At 54.3% G+C, this 18,177-nt stretch carries 22 protein-coding genes; 12 read left to right on the top strand and 10 right to left on the bottom strand.

All coding sequences use genetic code 11. The features are described from left to right. Nucleotides 1-637 precede the first annotated feature (637 nt). Nucleotides 638-754, bottom strand: a complete 117-nt coding sequence (locus OMR58_RS17530) for a small membrane protein (protein WP_146114155.1) — start codon at nucleotides 752-754, stop codon at nucleotides 638-640. 421 nt (nucleotides 755-1,175) lie between these two features. On the opposite strand from OMR58_RS17530, the gene OMR58_RS17535 reads away from it, so the two are divergent. Next, a complete protein-coding gene (locus OMR58_RS17535; protein ID WP_264546521.1) occupies nucleotides 1,176-2,027 on the top strand; it encodes a restriction endonuclease in 852 nt (283 codons plus the stop codon). Between the two features lie 133 nt (nucleotides 2,028-2,160). Here OMR58_RS17535 and OMR58_RS17540 read toward each other — a convergent pair whose 3' ends face one another. From OMR58_RS17540 to OMR58_RS17550, 3 genes are read right to left on the bottom strand one after another with little or no spacing between them, the layout of a single operon-like run. Beyond that, on the bottom strand, nucleotides 2,161-2,865 hold the full coding sequence (locus OMR58_RS17540) for an ArsR/SmtB family transcription factor (protein ID WP_264546522.1): 705 nt from the start codon (nucleotides 2,863-2,865) through the stop codon (nucleotides 2,161-2,163). A gap of 1 nt (nucleotide 2,866) precedes the next feature. Then, a complete protein-coding gene (locus OMR58_RS17545) occupies nucleotides 2,867-3,259 on the bottom strand; it encodes an amino acid-binding protein (RefSeq protein ID WP_264546523.1) in 393 nt (130 codons plus the stop codon). After that, complete coding sequence (locus OMR58_RS17550) at nucleotides 3,252-3,575, bottom strand: antibiotic biosynthesis monooxygenase family protein (protein WP_264546524.1); 324 nt, start codon at nucleotides 3,573-3,575, stop codon at nucleotides 3,252-3,254. Before OMR58_RS17550 ends, OMR58_RS17545 begins: the two co-directional genes overlap by 8 nt. Before the next feature lie 164 nt (nucleotides 3,576-3,739). Between OMR58_RS17550 and OMR58_RS17555 the strand changes: the two genes are divergently transcribed. After that, on the top strand, nucleotides 3,740-3,883 hold the full coding sequence (locus OMR58_RS17555) for a hypothetical protein (protein WP_200558900.1): 144 nt from the start codon (nucleotides 3,740-3,742) through the stop codon (nucleotides 3,881-3,883). Nucleotides 3,884-3,976: 93 nt separating this feature from the next. Here the strand turns inward: OMR58_RS17555 and OMR58_RS17560 are convergent, their stop codons facing one another. Both OMR58_RS17560 and OMR58_RS17565 read right to left on the bottom strand, forming a co-directional pair. Then, nucleotides 3,977-4,294, bottom strand: a complete 318-nt coding sequence (locus OMR58_RS17560; RefSeq protein ID WP_200558899.1) for a hypothetical protein — start codon at nucleotides 4,292-4,294, stop codon at nucleotides 3,977-3,979. Nucleotides 4,295-4,364: 70 nt separating this feature from the next. After that, nucleotides 4,365-4,553 carry a hypothetical protein gene (locus tag OMR58_RS17565; RefSeq protein ID WP_264546525.1) on the bottom strand — a complete coding sequence of 63 codons (189 nt, stop codon included), beginning with the start codon at nucleotides 4,551-4,553 and terminating at the stop codon, nucleotides 4,365-4,367. Nucleotides 4,554-4,767: 214 nt separating this feature from the next. On the opposite strand from OMR58_RS17565, the gene OMR58_RS17570 reads away from it, so the two are divergent. The 5 genes from OMR58_RS17570 to OMR58_RS17590 all read left to right on the top strand — a co-directional run bounded on the left by OMR58_RS17570 (nucleotide 4,768) and on the right by OMR58_RS17590 (nucleotide 8,171). Beyond that, nucleotides 4,768-5,685 (top strand): sugar ABC transporter substrate-binding protein, encoded by a 918-nt coding sequence (locus OMR58_RS17570; RefSeq protein ID WP_105593759.1) that lies wholly within the window; start codon nucleotides 4,768-4,770, stop codon nucleotides 5,683-5,685. A 113-nt stretch (nucleotides 5,686-5,798) separates the two neighbouring features. Beyond that, on the top strand, nucleotides 5,799-6,359 hold the full coding sequence (locus OMR58_RS17575) for a ribonuclease domain-containing protein (RefSeq protein WP_264546526.1): 561 nt from the start codon (nucleotides 5,799-5,801) through the stop codon (nucleotides 6,357-6,359). 1 nt (nucleotide 6,360) lies between these two features. Beyond that, on the top strand, nucleotides 6,361-6,636 hold the full coding sequence (locus OMR58_RS17580) for a barstar family protein (RefSeq protein ID WP_105593760.1): 276 nt from the start codon (nucleotides 6,361-6,363) through the stop codon (nucleotides 6,634-6,636). Between the two features lie 59 nt (nucleotides 6,637-6,695). Next, a complete protein-coding gene (locus OMR58_RS17585; RefSeq protein WP_200546485.1) occupies nucleotides 6,696-6,971 on the top strand; it encodes a VF530 family protein in 276 nt (91 codons plus the stop codon). Between the two features lie 171 nt (nucleotides 6,972-7,142). Then, a complete protein-coding gene (locus OMR58_RS17590) occupies nucleotides 7,143-8,171 on the top strand; it encodes a hypothetical protein (RefSeq protein WP_264546527.1) in 1,029 nt (342 codons plus the stop codon). A 124-nt stretch (nucleotides 8,172-8,295) separates the two neighbouring features. Here OMR58_RS17590 and mqo read toward each other — a convergent pair whose 3' ends face one another. After that, the gene (gene mqo, locus OMR58_RS17595; protein WP_264546528.1) at nucleotides 8,296-9,951 is read right to left on the bottom strand and encodes a malate dehydrogenase (quinone); all 1,656 of its coding nucleotides are present in this window, start codon (nucleotides 9,949-9,951) and stop codon (nucleotides 8,296-8,298) included. 244 nt (nucleotides 9,952-10,195) lie between these two features. Here mqo and parS point away from each other — a divergent pair, with 244 nt between their 5' ends. Both parS and OMR58_RS17605 read left to right on the top strand, forming a co-directional pair. Continuing rightward, nucleotides 10,196-10,639 carry a type II RES/Xre toxin-antitoxin system antitoxin gene (parS, locus tag OMR58_RS17600; RefSeq protein ID WP_200546482.1) on the top strand — a complete coding sequence of 148 codons (444 nt, stop codon included), beginning with the start codon at nucleotides 10,196-10,198 and terminating at the stop codon, nucleotides 10,637-10,639. Then, complete coding sequence (locus OMR58_RS17605) at nucleotides 10,636-11,094, top strand: RES family NAD+ phosphorylase (RefSeq protein WP_105593764.1); 459 nt, start codon at nucleotides 10,636-10,638, stop codon at nucleotides 11,092-11,094. Before parS ends, OMR58_RS17605 begins: the two co-directional genes overlap by 4 nt. Nucleotides 11,095-11,154: 60 nt before the next feature. Here OMR58_RS17605 and OMR58_RS17610 read toward each other — a convergent pair whose 3' ends face one another. Then, nucleotides 11,155-12,948: a sigma-54-dependent Fis family transcriptional regulator gene (locus OMR58_RS17610; protein ID WP_264546529.1), complete on the bottom strand. Its 1,794-nt coding sequence runs from the start codon at nucleotides 12,946-12,948 to the stop codon at nucleotides 11,155-11,157. A 278-nt stretch (nucleotides 12,949-13,226) separates the two neighbouring features. Between OMR58_RS17610 and exaC the strand changes: the two genes are divergently transcribed. Together exaC and adhP are read left to right on the top strand one after the other, a co-directional pair. Beyond that, nucleotides 13,227-14,747, top strand: a complete 1,521-nt coding sequence (exaC, locus tag OMR58_RS17615; RefSeq protein ID WP_200546480.1) for an acetaldehyde dehydrogenase ExaC — start codon at nucleotides 13,227-13,229, stop codon at nucleotides 14,745-14,747. Between the two features lie 27 nt (nucleotides 14,748-14,774). Next, nucleotides 14,775-15,800 (top strand): alcohol dehydrogenase AdhP, encoded by a 1,026-nt coding sequence (adhP, locus tag OMR58_RS17620; protein ID WP_105593766.1) that lies wholly within the window; start codon nucleotides 14,775-14,777, stop codon nucleotides 15,798-15,800. A 71-nt stretch (nucleotides 15,801-15,871) separates the two neighbouring features. Here the strand turns inward: adhP and OMR58_RS17625 are convergent, their stop codons facing one another. Beyond that, nucleotides 15,872-16,567, bottom strand: a complete 696-nt coding sequence (locus OMR58_RS17625) for a B3/B4 domain-containing protein (protein ID WP_200558890.1) — start codon at nucleotides 16,565-16,567, stop codon at nucleotides 15,872-15,874. Nucleotides 16,568-16,610: 43 nt separating this feature from the next. Here OMR58_RS17625 and OMR58_RS17630 point away from each other — a divergent pair, with 43 nt between their 5' ends. After that, on the top strand, nucleotides 16,611-17,213 hold the full coding sequence (locus OMR58_RS17630) for a helix-turn-helix domain-containing protein (RefSeq protein ID WP_200558889.1): 603 nt from the start codon (nucleotides 16,611-16,613) through the stop codon (nucleotides 17,211-17,213). A 39-nt stretch (nucleotides 17,214-17,252) separates the two neighbouring features. Here OMR58_RS17630 and OMR58_RS17635 read toward each other — a convergent pair whose 3' ends face one another. Next, nucleotides 17,253-18,002, bottom strand: coding sequence for an HAD hydrolase family protein (locus tag OMR58_RS17635; RefSeq protein ID WP_264546530.1), 750 nt, complete (start codon nucleotides 18,000-18,002; stop codon nucleotides 17,253-17,255). Between the last annotated feature and the right edge of the window lie 175 nt (nucleotides 18,003-18,177).

Below are 18,177 nucleotides of genomic sequence, written 5' to 3' on the forward strand. Positions count from 1 at the left end.
CCGGACGAGTACCGGTTGATGGCGGAAAATACGGAAATCTCAAAAAGTGCCTGGAACTAAATCCGGTCTACTTACAGAGTGTTGTGAGTTATTTATTGTGTTTGTTTCTAATAACTTTCTTATCTTTATGATTTTAAGGGGTTTTACAAAATAAAGTTATAGTCAAAACGGGTCAGGTAATCATAAAAATAATGGTTTTTGGGTAGAAGACCTGACCGTCAACGCTTTACTTTGGTGGGGAAAATGCCTCGTTGAAGAAACTGTGCAGGTCAACGCCAAAGTACCAAAGCCCGATACCGAAGCAAATCACTATCGCTGAAACAATTTTTTTAATCATGGTTGCCGCCTTCGTGTTAGGAGGATTTATCCTGCCATGTACACTCTCGGTAGCGAAGTTTTTTTCCCCTGATTTTTGTCTTTTTTTGCCTCTTTGATACTGGTAAGGAAGAGGGTACGTGATTCTTTAAAAAAATGTGAATGATGTCACAAGCTACAAGTTGGGGGGGGCGAGTCGGGCTGCGGTGGCGAGATTTAAGTAAGCCCGAGAAGGGTGCAAACTGGCGTTGCACAACCTTAACTCGGGTTTTGATAGAAATAATTGAATACCCGATGGTGTTAAAACATCAATGTAAAATAATTATTTTCTCTTAAACTGAAGCTTAATTGCTCTTCTCTGGCGATAATAAGAAACAAAACTGTAAATAGTGACGATTAATAATACAATAGCAAATATAAGAAGCAGCCAGTCTTTCATCTAATACCTCTTGCGTTAGCATGAAATACAAGACTGCAAGTGTATGGGTTAACGTCAGAGCTAAACATAAGATAATTCTTGCAATGGATAAAGGTGCTGTGAGGCGTTTTATTGTTAGCGATAAACTTTGACATTACAGCTGGTTGCCTCCTGTTGGTTCAGAACGACGCTTTAGCCATTTTTTACAATACTCTTCCATTTGATTGAAATCTATACGATTACCAGCACAATCACACTGTTTTTTGTTGCGCTGGTCTCCGCGATTCCCGAGGTTATAATTTTTAGTGCAGCATAAAATGCTGGGCAGGGTAAGGGCTTTCCTCGGCTCAGAACGCGATGATTTTGTTCATAAGTGGTTGTCATATTCCATAATTAAGAATTATCCAATACAATCGCCGTTCCAGAATTTAGCGTAGGGTGCATGATGACTCTGATAGATCGGGAATCGTATGTTAAGAAAAAGATGCGACCCATTATTTTTGCCGGCTTAGCTATTCTCGCGCTGTTGGTTTTATTTCATTTTTCTTTCGAAATAATCGCACTTATTGCTCTGGCTGCGACTGCGGGATATGGGTATTTAAAAAATACAATTTATCCAGAAGAATGGCAGGAGCAGCATGATAAACATATTCAGGAATCACGCGATTTGGATGAAGAACAGTTTCGTTCTCTGACCGCTCAACACCTTCCTGTTCTGGCGCGTAAAAAAAGAATGTTGGTGACCTATGATGATTATGGCAACGTCATTTACGATCGATGGGCAAAAGAAAAAGAGTATTACATTAATAAACTGGATTATGTTGCGTACTCCACGCCATTTTATAACGGGCTTTATCCTCGTGAACAGCGCCGTCTACTGGATGATATTGTCGAGGAATACATGGCCTCTCATGATGAAGAGAGCGTTTACTCTGAAGAAATGTCACCGATCGAGTATGAACATCACTGTGCCGATTTGTTGTGGCAGCAGGGATGGGATACTCGAGTTACACAAGGTTCTGGCGATCAGGGAGTGGATGTACTGGCGGTGAAGTACGGCATCCAGCTGGCGTTGCAGTGTAAAAAATACGCGTCACCCGTGGGTAATAAAGCCGTTCAGGAAATTATTGCCGGTAAAGGATTTTATGGTGCGGATGTTGGGCTGGTGGTGAGTAATAACACTTACACGCTTTCTGCCCGCCAGTTAGCGTTGTCGCATTCGATTATCCTGCTGCATCATGAAGATCTGGCAAATATCGATGAACTGTTGGGGATACAGGAATCCCCGGGTTGATAGATGACGCTGCCAAATGGTTTCGTCCCTGTGCCGCCAGGATAACTGCCGGGCAGGGGCGCAATATCGTCGCCATCGTAAGATGCACTCGAACAACCATCGACCTGCAACTTTTCAACATTAAGAGTGCTACTCAGCGTTGTTCAACGCCAAACCACTTTTTAAAGGCCAGCCTGCCGACCGACGTGATGGTGATTTCCCTAAATCCCGTTGTCCGGGCGATCCACTGCTGGCGTTCACAGTGGCTGAAAAATGCGGCACCGGCTTCACCACCAAGATGAAAGCGCCTTTCGCTCCAGTCCAGGCAACCGCAACAGTGTTTTCGCCGGTTTTTGCCGTTCAGTTCGATACCCATTTGGGCAAACTGTTGGTGCCCTTTATCCGTCAGGACCGTGCCGTCATCGGTAAGCCACTCAAGATTGACCATAGCGTCAAAGATATCGACCGCGACCTCACCGGCCAGATGATCGTAGCAGGTACGGGCAAGACGCAGCGGCACCGGCGTGCTGATCCTGGCAGCGGAGGGAGAGCGCCAGGAAATGCCCATCATCCTTTCCAACAGTTCGGCAATATCCTGCCCGGCAAGCCGGAAATAACGATGCCGGCCCTGTGACAGGCCGGTAATCAAACTGCCGCTGACCAGCCGGGAAAGATGGGCGCTGGTGGTAGATGCCGCAATGTCGGCAACCGCAGCCAGCTCCGTCGCTGTCCACGCCCGGCCATCCATCAGGGCACAGAGGATTTTTACCCGGGAAGGATCGGCCATCGCCGCTGCAACATTCGCCATGGCGTGTTCAAGCGCATGGTTGTTTTCCTCTGACTCGACGGGTTTTAGCATATCACTCCGGATTGACCGCCCATTTTTGGGTTAGCGCAGCGGCAACCTTATCATTGTCCGTCAGCAGAATCAGCTGGTTTGCATGATCGCTGTACTGCACAACAATATTGATCCCGTTATTAGCCAGTGCGGCGGCGATTTCACCCAGTTCTCCCGGGCGCTCCTGCTTAAGTTTACGAATCAGCGGCGTGCGCACGGCGGCAATCTGAAAGCCGGCCTTTTCCAGTACGTCTCTGGCTCGGTTACCGTCCTCAACCAAAAAATGGGCGTGTGCCTGTTCGCCAGCGGTAAATACGCCGCCGCCTTCCAGCCCTACGCCGTTTTGCCCCAGTAAAGTGCCCATCGCCGCCAGTTCACCGGGCGCGTTGCGTAAAATAATATGGATATCATGCATGAGCCTTCTCCCTGTTTTCTGATGAATATTCCCGCGCCAGCTGCATAATTCTGATGCGATAAAAAGCAAAAATCGATTTTCGGCCTTCTTCCTGGGCGGCTTTATGAATCACATTACGTTTCCATTGCAGGACGGCTACCTCATTTTGCCACCATGAAAGGGAGAGTATCTTTCCCTCAGTGGTCAGGCTCTGGAACCGTTCAATGGATATAAAACCCTCGATATCCGCCAGCAGCGGTTTTAACTCTGCGGCCAGCTGCAGGTAACGCGCCTGCTGTGCCGGAGTCACATCTGCTTCAAAAAGTACGGCAATCATTTTTCTGCCCTTTGATTGTGGAGACTGGGCTTCACTTTATCGCTATCAGATAGCCATGCTTCGGCGACGAGCGAACTATGCCTGTCGCGGTTGGCATAAAGGGGAAAAGTGGAGGGCGTGATCATCGTCTAAACTTAAGTTTCAGCCAGTAAAAGGAGAAAGCAATGTCGAAGTCTGAACGCAATTCCGACCAGCAGCGCAGAAAGGAGAGGGATCATCCGGCGAAGGACGATCCGCGAGAACACGGAGAAATACCGCGCACCCCAGATAATAGCGACGATGATGAAAGGGATCCGCTGGATAAATGATCAATTTAGGCCGGTGTGCGTTGAATCTTAAATTATGGCCCGCCGATGTACCAGAGCGGGCAAGGTCTCAGTCTGGATGACTCGTGTCAATTTTTACTCAGCCTGTCTTGAAAGCAGGGATTTATAATATTTTCTTAGAAGGTGAATGTTTATCTGAGTCCAGATTAACGATGCCGGAATGGTTGCAATAATCAGACGTAAGAAGCCCCATGGCCCACTTTTATCGCCGGTATAGAGCATCTCCAGCAGATAAGAGACGCTTAACAACACGGCGATATAAACCAGGCCACCCGCCCAGAATGCACGATGTGTTTTCAGCCTGCGCAACGCCTCGTTGTAGTTTTTCTTGCGTACTTCACGTGGCAAACCGCTCAGCTCAGGGATGCTTTTTATCGTCCAGTAAATTCTCACTCAGGTTTCCCCGCGCCTTATTTTTTATAAATGATAATGAATTTCATTTTCACCAGAAACCCATTGGGCTTCATTCAGCCATGCTGGCTTCGCAGGCAAGCTTCAGACGGTTGTGCACGTCCGGTGGAATCGGTGCGGTCATCATCATCCGGTAGTTACGGCAGGCCGGGGTTTCTTCGCGCGGTTGCTCAGAGCGCTTCTCCGAGCAGGCGGTAAGGATAAGTGGTAAAGCCAGTGAAAGCAGCAGCGTAATTTTCACGGTATCTCCCTGTTGGTTATTTGAAAAAGCGCGATCCCATACCGCTAAGTCTAGCGTTAAAAGGTGATATCCGATCGTAAAGCGTGACGGATGTTAAGATTTTGTTAGATAGCGATTGCGATAAAATCATTTATTTCATTATTCTCTCTCTACGGTTTATGCATTTCATTTTGCATCCGAAGACATTACCCCGATCTGCCTCTGGAGAAGAATAATGAAGCATCTGAAGAAAATTTTGCTGGTTGCCGCACTGAGCTGTTCCACGTCTGCACTGGCAGAAACCATCGGCGTTTCAATGGCCTATTTTGACCAGAACTTCCTGACTATTATCCGTCATGCCATCGATAAAGAAGCGAAAGAGCGTGGTATCAAGGTGCAGTTCGAAGATGCACGCGGTGATGTCGGTCGGCAGACGGACCAGGTGCAGAGCTTTATCAGCGCCGGGGTCGATGCCATTATTGTTGACCCGGTAAACTCGGCCGGAACCCCTGCGATGACCAAACTGGTTACTGCGGCAAAAATTCCGCTGGTTTACGTCAACCGCACGCCGGGCGATCCGAAACTGCCGCCGGGCGTGGTGTTTGTCGGTTCTGATGAGAAGCAGTCCGGCACGTTGCAAATGGAGGAGCTGGCGCGCCAGGCAAATTACGAAGGTAAAGTCGCCGTGATGATCGGTAACCTGACTGATGCCGGTGCGCTGCAGCGTACTAAAGATGTGGAAGAGGTGGTGGCCAAGTACCCGAAAATGAAGGTCGTGCAGAAGCAAACCGCGAACTATTCCCGCAATGAGGGGATGGACCTGATGCTGAACTGGCTGACCAACGGGGAAGAGATTGATATCGTCGCCGCGAACAACGATGAGATGGCGATTGGTGCGATTATGGCGTTGCAGCAGGCCGGTAAAAAGGACAGCAAAGTGCTGGTGGGCGGGATTGATGCGACGCCGGACGGCCTGAAAGCGCTGGCCAGCGGTAAAATGCAGGTCACCGTCTTCCAGGATGCCGTGGGCCAGGGTAAAGCTTCGGTTGATGTGGCGCAGCGGATGATCAAAGGTGAGAAACTGGATTCCTATCACTGGATCCCGTTCGAACTGGTTACGCAGGCCAACATGAAGCAGTACGAGAATAAATAACGAACTGCGCGGACTTAATCAGATAAGGGGCCTCAGTGGTCCCTTTTTTACTTTATAATCCTTTGACGAACCTCCTGATTCTCAGCAAGAGAACGCCAGTTACCGAACGGAATATGAATAAAAAACTGATTATCGCCGGAATCCTCGCTCTTATCGCCAGCTACGCCGGGCTCAGGCCTTCGGCCGAACACAGCCCGCGCCAGCAGCAGTCTCAGCAACAACAACAACAGCAACACTCTTCGAGTTCAGCATCAGAAAGGTCGGTTACAGAGCAGAATCAGCAACGTTACGGGCAGTCGGCGCAGGATACGCGCACGGCCAGTGCGCCGCAAAGCAATGATATCAGCGCACTGACTCAGCAAACTCGCGTGGCGAACTACCTCCAGCAGCATCGGCGCCTGCCGGACTACTATATCCGTAAGAATGAAGCGCGCCGCCAGGGCTGGGACCCGTCCCGCGGTAACCTGTGCCAGGTTTTGCCGGGCAGGGCTATCGGCGGCGATCGTTTCAGTAACCGCGAAGGTGGGCTGCCGGATAAAGCAGGGCGGAAATGGTTTGAAGCGGACGTGAACTATCAGTGCGGTCGTCGTGGCGCCGACCGGATGCTCTGGTCCAGCGATGGCCTGATTTACGTCACCCGCGATCACTATCGCCACTTTGAACAGGTGAACTGAGATGCAGCTGGTCAGCTTTGATCTCCATGATGTGCGTGATGAGCAGGATTTCTACCGGCAGTTTGCGGAGAAATTCGGCCTGCATGATTTTGGTAATAACCTTGATGCGCTGTGGGATGTGCTGACCGGCGAGGTTTCGCTGCCGCTGCGCATTATGCTCAGGCATTTGCCGCAGCACCCTGCCGAGGCAGGCTTGCGGCGCATTGTGACGGTGATGCAGGAAGCTGAATCCGAAACGGCAGGGGCCTTCAGCGTTCGGACCAGCCAGCCGCTGTAGCTTGCATAACGGATGCGCCGTCAGTATGGTGTGCGCATCGTTACCGACCCGGACAAAACATGACTGCGAATCACTCAAAAGACCCGCTTCACGGCGTGACCCTGGAAGCCCTGCTGACCCGTCTGGTAGAGCGCTTCGGCTGGGACGAACTGGCATCACGTATCAACATCAACTGTTTCAAAAACGAGCCCAGCATCAAGTCCAGCCTGAAATTTCTCCGCCGCACGCCGTGGGCGCGTAGCGAAGTGGAAGCGCTGTATATCGCCTCGCTTGACGAGCCGCAGGATATCCCCGCTGACAGCCCGTGGGCCAACCATCGCGGGCGCGATCGGTAACTCACCGTCACCATGAGAACCATGTGAAAAAAGCCGGTATCCCTCAGCGGATAGCGGTTTTTTTTTATCCGATCGATGCAGTTTCAGAACAGGCTTAACCCTGTTCCGCTTACTCCGGCACGTGAGGGACGCTATAATTGACCGTTCATTATTGGCTGGAGAAATTGCCGGATGTTTACCCGTTCCACCCTCACCGTTATCGTTGCCGCAGGTATTCTGACCGGCTGCGCGCCGCAGTCTTCCGGTACTGCGTCTATCAGCGCCATTGACGAGGGTTCGCCCGCCGCTGCTCAGGCGTCCAGCGTTTATGTGAACACCACGCATATTCAGGATCAGACTTTGGCGGCGGTGGATAGCTCTGCAACGCAGACGCAAAATCAGACAGCCTCGACTGCCTCGACTGCCTCGACTGCCTCGACTGCCTCGACGGGCACGCAGGCTAACAGCAGTCCGGCCACGGCTTCGACTTCAGGCAGCGCTGATGCCGGTGCTGGCTACCCGGCGTCTGCGGGTTCTCTGACTCCGTCAACGCAAACCGAGACCGCAGCGGCGCAGAATGCTGCCGCAGATACGGCGAGTGCTTCCACTCAGAGCGCAGCGGCGGATGCAGCGAACGCCCCGGCCCAGAGCACCGCAGCGACCTCTGTTACCGCTGCGGCTACAACGGCAGCTCCGTCGGCCTCAGCAGATAGCAGCACGGCTCAGGCTTCGGCAGCTCCGGCGACTTCAACGGTCACCGCGAACACGCAGGCTCAGGGCGCAACAACCGCTACATCGACAGCCTCGACGCCCGCAGCCCCTGCGGACAGTGCCCCGGCAGAAACCGCCGGCATCACCCCACCGATTGTTCCTGTGGTCACCACCGCAGCTCAGATGCAAATTGATCCGGTGAACAAGCCCCCCGCGCAGTCTGTCATTCACGTATATCACGCGTTAACCAAGACCGACGACGGTTCGTCAATTATCCTCACGGTGGACGGCAAGGAAGCGGGCGTGCTTAAACGCGGTGAAGTGACTTCACTGAGTGTGGCACCGGGTAAGCATAAGCTGGGCGGCTACGTTCGCACGCTGTTTGGTATGGGCCGCGTGACCATCCCCGCGCTGGATATCACCACATCATCCTGGGCCGCCACCAAAATTTCCTATGCGGTCACCAAAGATAAACCGGGCTTTACGCTGACTAAGAAAGGGAATAGCTGAAAGCAGGAAGCAGGAAGCAGGAAGCAGGAAGGCTTGAAACATTAAGCTGCATGCTGGAACGGCTGATGGTCACGACGGGATAAAAAAAAGCCCCGGCGAATGCCGGGGCTGCAGGGGCGTTAAATTACAGCGCCATATCCTGTTTAGCGCTTTCCGCGCGTTTTTCCGGCTGAGCCTGTGGGGCCGCGTCGGCTGAGTTACCCATCTGGATAACCGGTGGCGTGGTCAGCTGCAGTGTGGCAGCCGTGTCATTCCACACCTGCTGAGTCAGCGCAACGTTACCGTTCAGCTCCTGACCGTAGCTTGGTACGATAGCGCGGATCTTGCTCTGCCATTCCGGGCTGTTGAACTGCTCAGGGAACAGCTTCTTCACCACGTTCAGCGCGATTGGTGCAGCGGTAGATGCACCCGGCGAAGCACCCAGCAGGGCCGCCACGGTTTTCTGCTGATCGGTCACGATTTCCGTACCCAGTTTCAGCACGCCGCCTTTATCCGCATCTTTCTTGATGATCTGCACGCGCTGACCGGCCTGAATCAGCTTCCAGTCTTCTTTACGCGCGTTCGGATAGTACTCTTTCAGCGCGGCAAAGCGGTCGTCGTCGCTCAGCATCACCTGGCCCACCAGGTATTTCACCAGATCGAAGTTGTCCATGCCTACGTGAGTCATCGGCATAAAGTTGCTGGTGGTGGTGGTGCTCAGCAGGTCGAACAGCGAGCCGTTTTTCAGGAACTTGGTAGAGAACGTCGCGAACGGCCCAAACAGCACGACACGCTTACCGTCAAGGAAGCGGGCATCCAGGTGTGGAACGGACATCGGTGGTGCACCGACTGAAGCCTGACCGTACACTTTTTCCTGATGCTGCTTAGTAATTTCCGGGTTCTCAGACACCAGGAAGGAACCGCCTACCGGGAAGCCTGCATAGTTGTCCGCTTCCGGGATACCTGTTTTCTGTAGCAGCTTCAGCGCGCCGCCGCCGGCACCGATAAACACGTACTTCGCATCGACGCTGTGCTTCTCACCGCTTTTCACGTCGGTGATAGTGACATGCCAGCTGTTGTCGGCGTTACGCGCGAACTCGGTGGCTTCCGCAGAGGTTTCCAGCGTGAAGTTTTTGTCTTTCTTCAGGCTGCCGATCAGCTGGCGGGTGATCTCGCCGTAGTTGACGTCGGTGCCGACCGGAGTCCAGGTCGCAGCGACTTTCTGCTGCGGGTCACGGCCTTCAATCACCAGCGGCGCCCATTTTTTAATCTGGTTCTGATCGGTGGAGAACTGCATGCCCTGGAACAGCGTGGTCTGCTGCAGCGCCTGATAACGCTTGGTCAGGTAGTTAACGTTGGCGTCGCCCCAGACAAAGCTCATATGTGGCGTAGAGTTGATGAAGGAGTGCGGGTCGTTAAGGATGCCGCGCTTCACCTGTGCCGTCCAGAACTGACGGGAAATCATAAACTGCTCGTTGATTTCCAGCGCTTTGGTAACGTCAATCGAACCATCCGCGCGCTCCGGCGTGTAGTTCAGCTCCATATTGGCCGAGTGACCGGTACCGGCGTTGTTCCATCCGTTGGAAGATTCGAGGGCGACACCGTCCAGTTTCTCAACCATCAGCTGTTTCCAGTCTGGCTGCAGTTCCTGTAACCAGGTACCCAGCGAAGCACTCATGATGCCGCCGCCGATTAGCAGTACGTCGGTTTTCTGGTTGACTGGCGTTTCAGCATAGCTGGCAGAACAAACCAGCAGCGCTGACAGGGAAAGAACGGGTATAAATCTTCTGGAATTAGACATTTCTTTAACACACATCAATAAAAGTTTAAAAACTGGGTGATTATTTTAACGTAAATTGTGATCCAGATAAAAATTTTCTTCACTTTTTTTCACATCTGGTCATATTTCGTTGATACAGCGTGATATTTGACGATAAAACGCGCATGCCATTGACTCTGAGAATCGGTCCTTCAACCGAACGGGTTAAATTTGCGTCCTTCTTGCCCATTTGGTTATACTGAAATGACCATATGGAGGATATGCGATGAAAATGTTTACCCCTGCCGTATCCGTGCCGCGTGTTGAAACGCTGTGGCAGCACGTTGGCCTTAACGTAGCCGACGGCGTTCTGCTGGTGGGCGAAATTGATAAGGGTCTGGAGGGCGAAGTGGCTAACCGCATTGCCAGCTGGGCGCACATTACGCAGTCCGAACTGCGCCGCATCACCGGTATCCCCAGCACGACCTTCAGCCGCAATATCAAAAAGCGCTTTAGTCCGGATCAGAGCGAGCGGCTGGTGCGTTTTATTCGCGTACTGGACCGCGCTGTCGATCTGTTTGAAGGCGATAAGCTCGCCGCGCAGAAGTGGCTGAATGAGCCAAGCCGCGCGCTGGGATGGAAAGCACCCGCCGACCTGCTGGCCTCTGAATCCGGTGCCTGGGAGGTGATGCGCCTGATCACCCGTCTGGAGCACGGGGTCTGGTCTTGATCCTCTATCGCCTGACCAAAACCCGCTTCGCGGCCGGAGCCTGGAGCGGGCAGGGAGCAAAGGAAGCGGGCGGGCGCTGGAACAGCGTCGGCACGGCAATGGTGTACGCCGCCGAGGCGGCCTCACTGACCATGCTGGAAACGCTGGTGCATCTGCATGCGGCGAATCTGCTGGACAGTTTTACCCTGCTGTCCATTGATGTCGATGATGATTTGATTCAGATGATCGATAACCAGATTCTTCCCGCCAGCTGGGCGGCAGCGGAAGCCCCGCCGGAACTGGCGGAGATTGGCGATCGCTGGGTAGAGAGCGGGGATGCGGTGGCGCTGAGAGTGCCGAGCGCGCTGTCGCCGGTGGAGTTTAACTTTCTGCTGAATCCGCGACATCCACAGTTTTTGTCAATCGTCAGCAGGGCGGTGAAGATTGACTTCCAGTTCGATGCCCGACTGAAATAATGGCTACGCGGTAATTCGCGGGCTCAACGGTTCAGAAAGCGGGCCATTCTACAAAATGGGTTAGCAGTTATCGCCGGTCTCACGCCTTGCCGCACGGCGATACAGCGTACTCCGCGCCACGCCAAGCGCCTGGGCGGCCTTGCTGATATTACCGCTGAAACGCTCCAGGGTAGCGGCAATCAGCTTCTCATCATGTTCCTGCAAAGCAGGCAACGGCTCGCTGCGTAGTAACCGGTACTCTTCCGGCAGGCTGTCCACGTCCAGCACTTCATTATCATCCGCCAGCGCCAGCAGCACTTTCATCAGGCTGCGCATCTGCCGAACGTTACCCGGCCACGGCTGCTGCGCCAGCGTATCCAGCAGCTCTGCGCTCATCACAATGCCGCGCTCGCCGCCGCCCAGCTCCAGCCAGAGCTGTGAAATAAACTCAGGCAGCGCGGGCCATTCGCGCAGCGGCGGAATGGTATGGGAGAACTCCTGCAGGCGGTAGAGCAGGTCCTCGCGGAATTCGCCATCTGCCACCCGCTGCGGCAGGTTACGGTGGGTAGCGCAGATCACCGCGAAATTCACCGGCCAGCTGCGGCTCGATCCCAGCGGTGCCACTTCTTTTTCCTGCAATACGCGCAGCAGTCGCGTCTGCATCGCCAGCGGCATATCGCCAATCTCATCAAGGAACAGCACGCCGCCGTCGGCTTCGCGGATTTTACCGATGTAGCCGTTTTTGCTGGCACCGGTAAATGCACCGGGCTGATAGCCGAACAGCTCCGACTCTATCAATGATTCGGGAATGGCCGCGCAGTTAATGGCAACAAACTTTCCTTCACGCCAGCGGCTTTGCTGATGCAGTGCGCGGCTGACGTACTCTTTACCGCTGCCGGTTTCACCATGAATGCACAGCGATACCCCGGCGTTCAGCAGGCGAACCATTTTATCCCCGGCGGCACCAAGCGAGAACGGCAGCACCGGCGCGGCGGCAGGGGCTACGGGGAAGTTGACTCGCGCCGGGGCGCGCAGTCGGTAGAAGTAGCGCTGCTGGCTGCGGGTTTGTACCGGCTGAGGCACGCAGTTCGCGGCCTGCTCGGCCTGCGGGAACAGATCGGCAAAGGTGAGAATACCAAACAGATCGGCGCTCAGTTCCAGCTCGCGCATCGCCAGCCGGTTTGCCGCCATCAGCACATTGTCGGAAAACACCAGCAGCAGCTCTTCAACGTGATCGATGCCCTGAATCTGCGGGTGCAGGCTCATCAGCCACTGGTCGGGATGCAGGCTTTGCTTCACCCACAGATATTCAATCTGCTTCGCTGCCTCTTTCACCCAGGCCAGCGTGGCGGGATGAGGATAGTGAGCCGGGCCGGAGATATCCAGCACGCCGGCAATCTGCCCGTTCGGCGCCTGTAGCGGCATCGCCGCACAGTAGAGGTCCTGATTGCTGGTGAGGTAGTGCTGATCGCCAAAAATTTCGCAGCCGTCATCTATCGCCAGCGCGGTACCAATTGCGTTGGTGCCCCGGCCACACTCGCTCCATAAGTTTCCCGGCGCAAGGGCAAAGCGCTGGGCTTTCTGTAGAGCGTGCATATCGCCGAAGGTGTTCAGCACCAGCCCGCTGGCGTCGGACAGGATCACTACCGACTGCTTGCCGGAAACCTTTTCCGCCAGCCGCTTCACCGCATGCTGGGCAAAATTTTGCAGGCCGGTATTACTGGCCAGCACATCGGCCAGTTCACCGGGGCGAATACGGGGAAAGTCATCAGCGGTACGGTCCAGGCCGTAGAGCTGGCTGCGAAACCATGAGTCGTTCAATAGCGGTGTAGTGGCGACGTTCGATGTGCTGGCAGCTGACGTATTTCCCTGCATTGGTAACCCCATGCCTGTAGCGAATGTGTTGCAGCATTGTAGCTATCTGGTTTTTTTAGTGTTGCGATTTGCGACACAGATAGAGAAATTATCCGATAGTCCATGCCGAAAAGAAGGTTATTAGCGTTGTAACAGCATGATAAGTATCATCATTTTTTAGAATATCGCAAGCTAAAAAAACTGGCACGCTACCTGCAATATCTGAATGCAGCCAAAAAAACACCCGCTACGAGGATTCATTCACGGCTGCCTGTTTACCCTACATTAAGGAGTTTGCGATGCGTTATGCACATCCCGGAACGCCCGGCGCTTTAGTCTCTTTCAAAGCGGCCTACGGTAACTTTATTGATGGCAAATTCGTCGAACCGCTTAGCGGTCAGTACTTTATGAACACCTCTCCGGTGAACGGTAGCGACATTGCTCAGTTCCCGCGTTCCGATGCCCGCGATATTGATTTTGCGCTGGACGCCGCTCACCGTGCGGCCGACGCCTGGGGAAAAACCAGCGTACAGCATCGCGCTAACCTGCTGCTGCAGGTTGCGGATCGAATTGAAGCCAATCTGGAATACCTGGCGGTTGCCGAAAGCTGGGACAACGGTAAGGCAGTGCGTGAGACGCTGAACGCCGACCTGCCGCTGGCGGTAGATCATTTCCGCTACTTCGCCGGATGCCTGCGCGCTCAGGAAGGCAGCGCGGCAGAGATTGACCAGCACACCGCCGCCTACCACTTCCACGAACCGCTGGGTGTGGTCGGGCAGATTATCCCGTGGAACTTCCCGTTGCTGATGGCCGCGTGGAAGCTGGCTCCGGCGCTGGCGGCGGGTAACTGCGTCGTGCTGAAACCGGCAGAGCAGACTCCGCTGGGCATTACGCTGCTGCTGGAGCTGATTGGCGACATCTTCCCGGCTGGCGTACTGAACGTGGTACAGGGCTTTGGCCGCGAGGCCGGAGAAGCGCTGGCGACCAGCAAGCGCATTGCGAAAATCGCCTTTACCGGTTCAACGCCGGTGGGCCGCCACATTATGGCCTGCGCGGCGGAGAATATTATTCCCTGCACCGTCGAGCTGGGCGGCAAGTCGCCGAACATCTACTTTGCCGACATCATGAATGCCGAGCCGGAATTTATCGACAAAGCGGTAGAAGGTCTGGTGCTGGGCTTCTTCAATCAGGGCGAAGTTTGCACCTGCCCGTCGCGCGCGCTGATCCACGAATCGATCTACGCGCCGTTTATGGAGCGCGTGATGGCGAAGGTGGCCACTATTCGCCGTGGCGATCCGCTGGACACCGATACGATGATTGGCGCACAGGCCTCTCGTCAGCAGTTCGACAAAATCCTTTCTTATATTGATATCGCCCGCCAGGAAGGCGGCCAGATCCTCACCGGCGGCGATCGTGCATCGATTACCCCGGCGCTGGATACCGGCTATTACATTCAGCCTACGCTGATTAAAGGCAACAACCAGATGCGCTGCTTCCAGGAGGAGATCTTCGGGCCGGTGATCGGCGTGACCACCTTTAAGGACGAAGCCGAAGCGCTGGCGATTGCCAACGAAACCCAGTTTGGTCTGGGTGCCGGGATCTGGACGCGTGATACCAACCTGGCCTATCGCATGGGGCGCAGCATCAAGGCCGGACGCGTGTGGACCAACTGCTATCACATCTACCCGGCACACGCGGCGTTTGGCGGCTACAAACAGTCCGGCGTCGGGCGTGAAACGCACAAGATGGCGCTGTCTGCCTATCAACAAACCAAAAATCTGCTGGTCAGCTACGACACGGCACCTTTAGGGCTGTTCTAAGCCTGTTATCTTTTACGGAGTGACAAGATGAAAACGATGAAAGCCGCAGTAGTGAAGGCATTTGGCGAACCGCTGGTCATTGAGCAGGTACCGATCCCTGACGTTGGCCCCGGCCAGCTGCTGGTGAAAGTAGTTGCGACCGGCGTATGCCATACCGACCTGCACGCTGCCGAAGGTGACTGGCCGGTAAAACCGCAGCCGCCGTTCATTCCAGGTCATGAAGGTGTAGGTTACGTGGTTGCGGTAGGTGAAGGCGTAAAGCACATAAAGGAAGGGGATCGCGTGGGCGTGCCATGGCTGTATTCCGCCTGTGGCCACTGCGAACACTGTCTGGACAGCTGGGAAACCCTGTGCCATTCGCAGCAAAACGCCGGTTATTCCGTTAACGGCAGCTTTGCTGAGTACTGCCTGGCCGATGCTAACTATGTGGGTATCCTGCCGGATAACGTCGAATACAACGAAATTGCGCCGATCCTCTGCGCCGGTGTAACCGTCTATAAAGGCCTAAAAATGACCGACACCAAGCCGGGCGACTGGGTGGTGGTATCCGGTATCGGCGGTCTGGGCCATATGGCGGTGCAGTATGCGGTGGCGATGGGCCTGAACGTCGCGGCGGTGGATATCGATGACGAGAAGCTGGCCTTCGCTAAACGTCTGGGTGCCACCGTCACTGCCAACGCCCGTAATGTTGACCCGGCAAAAGTGTTCCACGAGGAGTTTGGCGGCGCGCACGGCGTGCTGGTGACGGCGGTATCACCGAAGGCGTTTGAGCAGGCTATCGGCACCATGCGCCGTGGCGGAACCATGGTCCTGAACGGTCTGCCGCCGGGAACCTTCGATCTGTCGATCTTCAACATGGTGCTGGACGGCATTACCGTTCGTGGCTCCATCGTCGGCACCCGTAAGGATCTGCAGGAAGCCCTGGACTTTGCCGGTCGCCATAAAGTGGCAGCGAACATTGCCGTTGAACCGCTGACTAATATCAACGATATCTTTGCCCGTATGCACGCCGGTAAGATTGAAGGACGTATCGTCGTCGACCTGGCGCTGTAATTCCTGAGTGTAGTAGTAAGCCGTAGCCACGGGCGCAGTGCTGTTTGCTGCGCCCGTTTTACGTTTGTCAGTTATGCCTGGGTGTTACCCAGCCACTGCTGGTGGCATACCACTCCCGGCATCATGGCTTCCAGCCCGGCAATCAGCGCATCCCCGGCATCCTGCACCGCAGAAAGCGGCATCGCGGGCAGGCTTTCAAGGATAAACCACATGCGGGTCGCGCTGGCATCAAGGCGAGTTCTGACACCCTGACGCCAGTTCCAGCGACGGCAGGTTACGCCCTGGTCATCGCGCCAGATAACTTCTCCCGCGTCTACCGTTTCCAGCGTGGTAACGCCGTCCTTCACCGTATCGAACTGCTCGTTGCCTTCCGCCACGCAAAGACAAGGCTGTCCCTGATATGCCGCGATATTTTCGCCCCCGACCGGAATGGCATAGCGAATACTGATGGCGTTATACAGGTCAACGACAGGATCGATAGCAGGCAGCGTTCCGTCGCGCAGTACGCGCTTGCGCAGCGCTTCGGCGGAACAGGGGGTGCGCTTTGGTTTCGCCCCGAATCTCTGAAAAACGTCCGCCCAGGCAGCCAGATGCGCCACTGCCCAGTCGGGCTGCTGCTCGCTGATAAATCGGCAGGCCTCTTTCAGGGCCTCTGCGGCATACTCTGGTCGGGTAAGGGGGGCGGCCTCAACGCTGATACTTAAGGCCCTGAAGCCCGGAGCGATTTCCCCGATCTGATTGTCGATTGACGGTAAAACGGCAAACATTGCATACTCCATGGGTGACTAATTTATTCTATAGTAGTGACCGATGACCAATAAAGTCAATATAATGACCGAGCCGGGTGCGGATGTACTGAGTGTGAACCAGGCTGTTTCACTCAGCATTAAAACACAGCGTAAAGATAAAAAGCTTTCTCTTGACGAGCTGTCGCGCCGCGCAGGCGTATCAAAGGGCATGCTGGTGGAGATTGAGAAAGGCAGTGCGAACCCCAGTATTGCCATCCTGTGCAAGATTGCCGCCGCGCTGGGTATGTCGGTAGCGGATATCGTTAACGTGACTGCGGCTCCCGCTGCCTTTCTGGTGAAACGGGAAGAGATGCCGGTACTGTGGCAGGGCGAAAACGGCGGTTCGGCACGTCTGCTTGCCGGTACACGCGGCCCGGATATGCTGGAATTATGGCGCTGGGAAATGCATCCGGGAGAGAAATTTACCTCATCCGGCCATCCATCGGGTACCGTTGAGCTGCTGCATGTGGAAGAGGGAACCCTGACGCTGAACGTCGAGGCCAGCGAACTGCAGGTGTCCAACGGCTGCGCCGCAGTCGCCAGAACCGATTTACCTCACAGTTATGCCAACCACAGCGATCGACTTCTGGTCTTTACCATGTCGGTCAGCGAACGGCACAGTTGATAACCCGGGGCCGTTAATCGGAAGCCCCGGGCCAGACTATTACGCCTGGACCACTGAAAATTCGCGAAGCAGGGCAGGCAGCTGCTCTGTTTTGCAATAGTGGCTGGCACCAACGTAATAATACGGTTCGCCGGTAAAGATGGATATTCCGGCATTATTCAGCATCTCAAAATCATTGCTGTCATTGCCAAAGGCGATACTGCGGCTGAAATCCACTCCCAGCGTCTTCAGCGCCAGATATTTATTCTCCTGACGCGGGGTAATATCGAATATATTCTCGTGTCTGTGGTGATGAAGAGTAAATTCGAAACTATTCTGCTGCAGAAATGCATCCGTCTTCGCGCGGAATTCACCATCAAGAATAAGAATTTTACTCACTCCCTGACTGACCAGTTCACTCTCCGGGATTTCACTGTCGGAAAGGCTGCGCATATAGTCGTGGAAGGTATGCGCGGTCTGCGACGTGGAAAAACCCCAGTGGCCGTCAAGTACATAAGGCACCTGATGCTGCTGAAGCAGGTCGATCATCATTTCAGCTGCCCGATCATCAAAGCGGTTACTGAACAGGCACTCACCCTGTTGCCAGGCCATCGCCCCGTTACAGCCGACCATCAGGCAGTCGTGCAGTTCACGCGGCAGCAAAGGAAGCATGTCGCGCACCGGGCGGGCGGAGGCAAAGATAACGCGGGCGGAGTTGGCGAGCGAGATAATATTTTCTGCCAGGTTACAGTGTAACGGTTGTCCGTTCGTAATAATGGTACCATCCAGGTCAAAGATATAGGTTGTCACCGTGTTCCCTTTATATATGCGATATTTTTTACAGTCAGAGATTAACATGCCCGGGCCGGTTATTCACCGAAAATGGGGGGATAACCAACCAGGATGATTCCTGGCGGTTATATTTTAGCTGCGTTGTTATTTTAATCCGTTAAGCCGCTATTCAAAAAAAGAATCCTCGCGACCA

Source organism: Erwinia sp. INIA01, from assembly GCF_025947915.1.
GTDB classification, from domain to species: Bacteria; Pseudomonadota; Gammaproteobacteria; order Enterobacterales; family Enterobacteriaceae; genus Erwinia; species Erwinia coffeiphila.

Coding starts and splice junctions, on each gene's coding strand:
- OMR58_RS17580 (WP_105593760.1), top strand. CDS start 6,361: ATGCAGCTGGTCAGCTTTGATCTCCATGATGTGCGTGATGAGCAGGAT.
- OMR58_RS17625 (WP_200558890.1), bottom strand. CDS start 16,567: ATGTTTGCCGTTTTACCGTCAATCGACAATCAGATCGGGGAAATCGCT.
- OMR58_RS17630 (WP_200558889.1), top strand. CDS start 16,611: ATGACCAATAAAGTCAATATAATGACCGAGCCGGGTGCGGATGTACTG.
- OMR58_RS17585 (WP_200546485.1), top strand. CDS start 6,696: ATGACTGCGAATCACTCAAAAGACCCGCTTCACGGCGTGACCCTGGAA.
- OMR58_RS17555 (WP_200558900.1), top strand. CDS start 3,740: ATGTCGAAGTCTGAACGCAATTCCGACCAGCAGCGCAGAAAGGAGAGG.
- OMR58_RS17570 (WP_105593759.1), top strand. CDS start 4,768: ATGAAGCATCTGAAGAAAATTTTGCTGGTTGCCGCACTGAGCTGTTCC.
- OMR58_RS17575 (WP_264546526.1), top strand. CDS start 5,799: ATGAATAAAAAACTGATTATCGCCGGAATCCTCGCTCTTATCGCCAGC.
- parS (WP_200546482.1), top strand. CDS start 10,196: ATGAAAATGTTTACCCCTGCCGTATCCGTGCCGCGTGTTGAAACGCTG.
- adhP (WP_105593766.1), top strand. CDS start 14,775: ATGAAAACGATGAAAGCCGCAGTAGTGAAGGCATTTGGCGAACCGCTG.
- OMR58_RS17545 (WP_264546523.1), bottom strand. CDS start 3,259: ATGCATGATATCCATATTATTTTACGCAACGCGCCCGGTGAACTGGCG.
- mqo (WP_264546528.1), bottom strand. CDS start 9,951: ATGTCTAATTCCAGAAGATTTATACCCGTTCTTTCCCTGTCAGCGCTG.
- OMR58_RS17540 (WP_264546522.1), bottom strand. CDS start 2,865: ATGCTAAAACCCGTCGAGTCAGAGGAAAACAACCATGCGCTTGAACAC.
- OMR58_RS17530 (WP_146114155.1), bottom strand. CDS start 754: ATGAAAGACTGGCTGCTTCTTATATTTGCTATTGTATTATTAATCGTC.
- exaC (WP_200546480.1), top strand. CDS start 13,227: ATGCGTTATGCACATCCCGGAACGCCCGGCGCTTTAGTCTCTTTCAAA.
- OMR58_RS17590 (WP_264546527.1), top strand. CDS start 7,143: ATGTTTACCCGTTCCACCCTCACCGTTATCGTTGCCGCAGGTATTCTG.
- OMR58_RS17535 (WP_264546521.1), top strand. CDS start 1,176: ATGATGACTCTGATAGATCGGGAATCGTATGTTAAGAAAAAGATGCGA.
- OMR58_RS17550 (WP_264546524.1), bottom strand. CDS start 3,575: ATGATTGCCGTACTTTTTGAAGCAGATGTGACTCCGGCACAGCAGGCG.
- OMR58_RS17610 (WP_264546529.1), bottom strand. CDS start 12,948: ATGCAGGGAAATACGTCAGCTGCCAGCACATCGAACGTCGCCACTACA.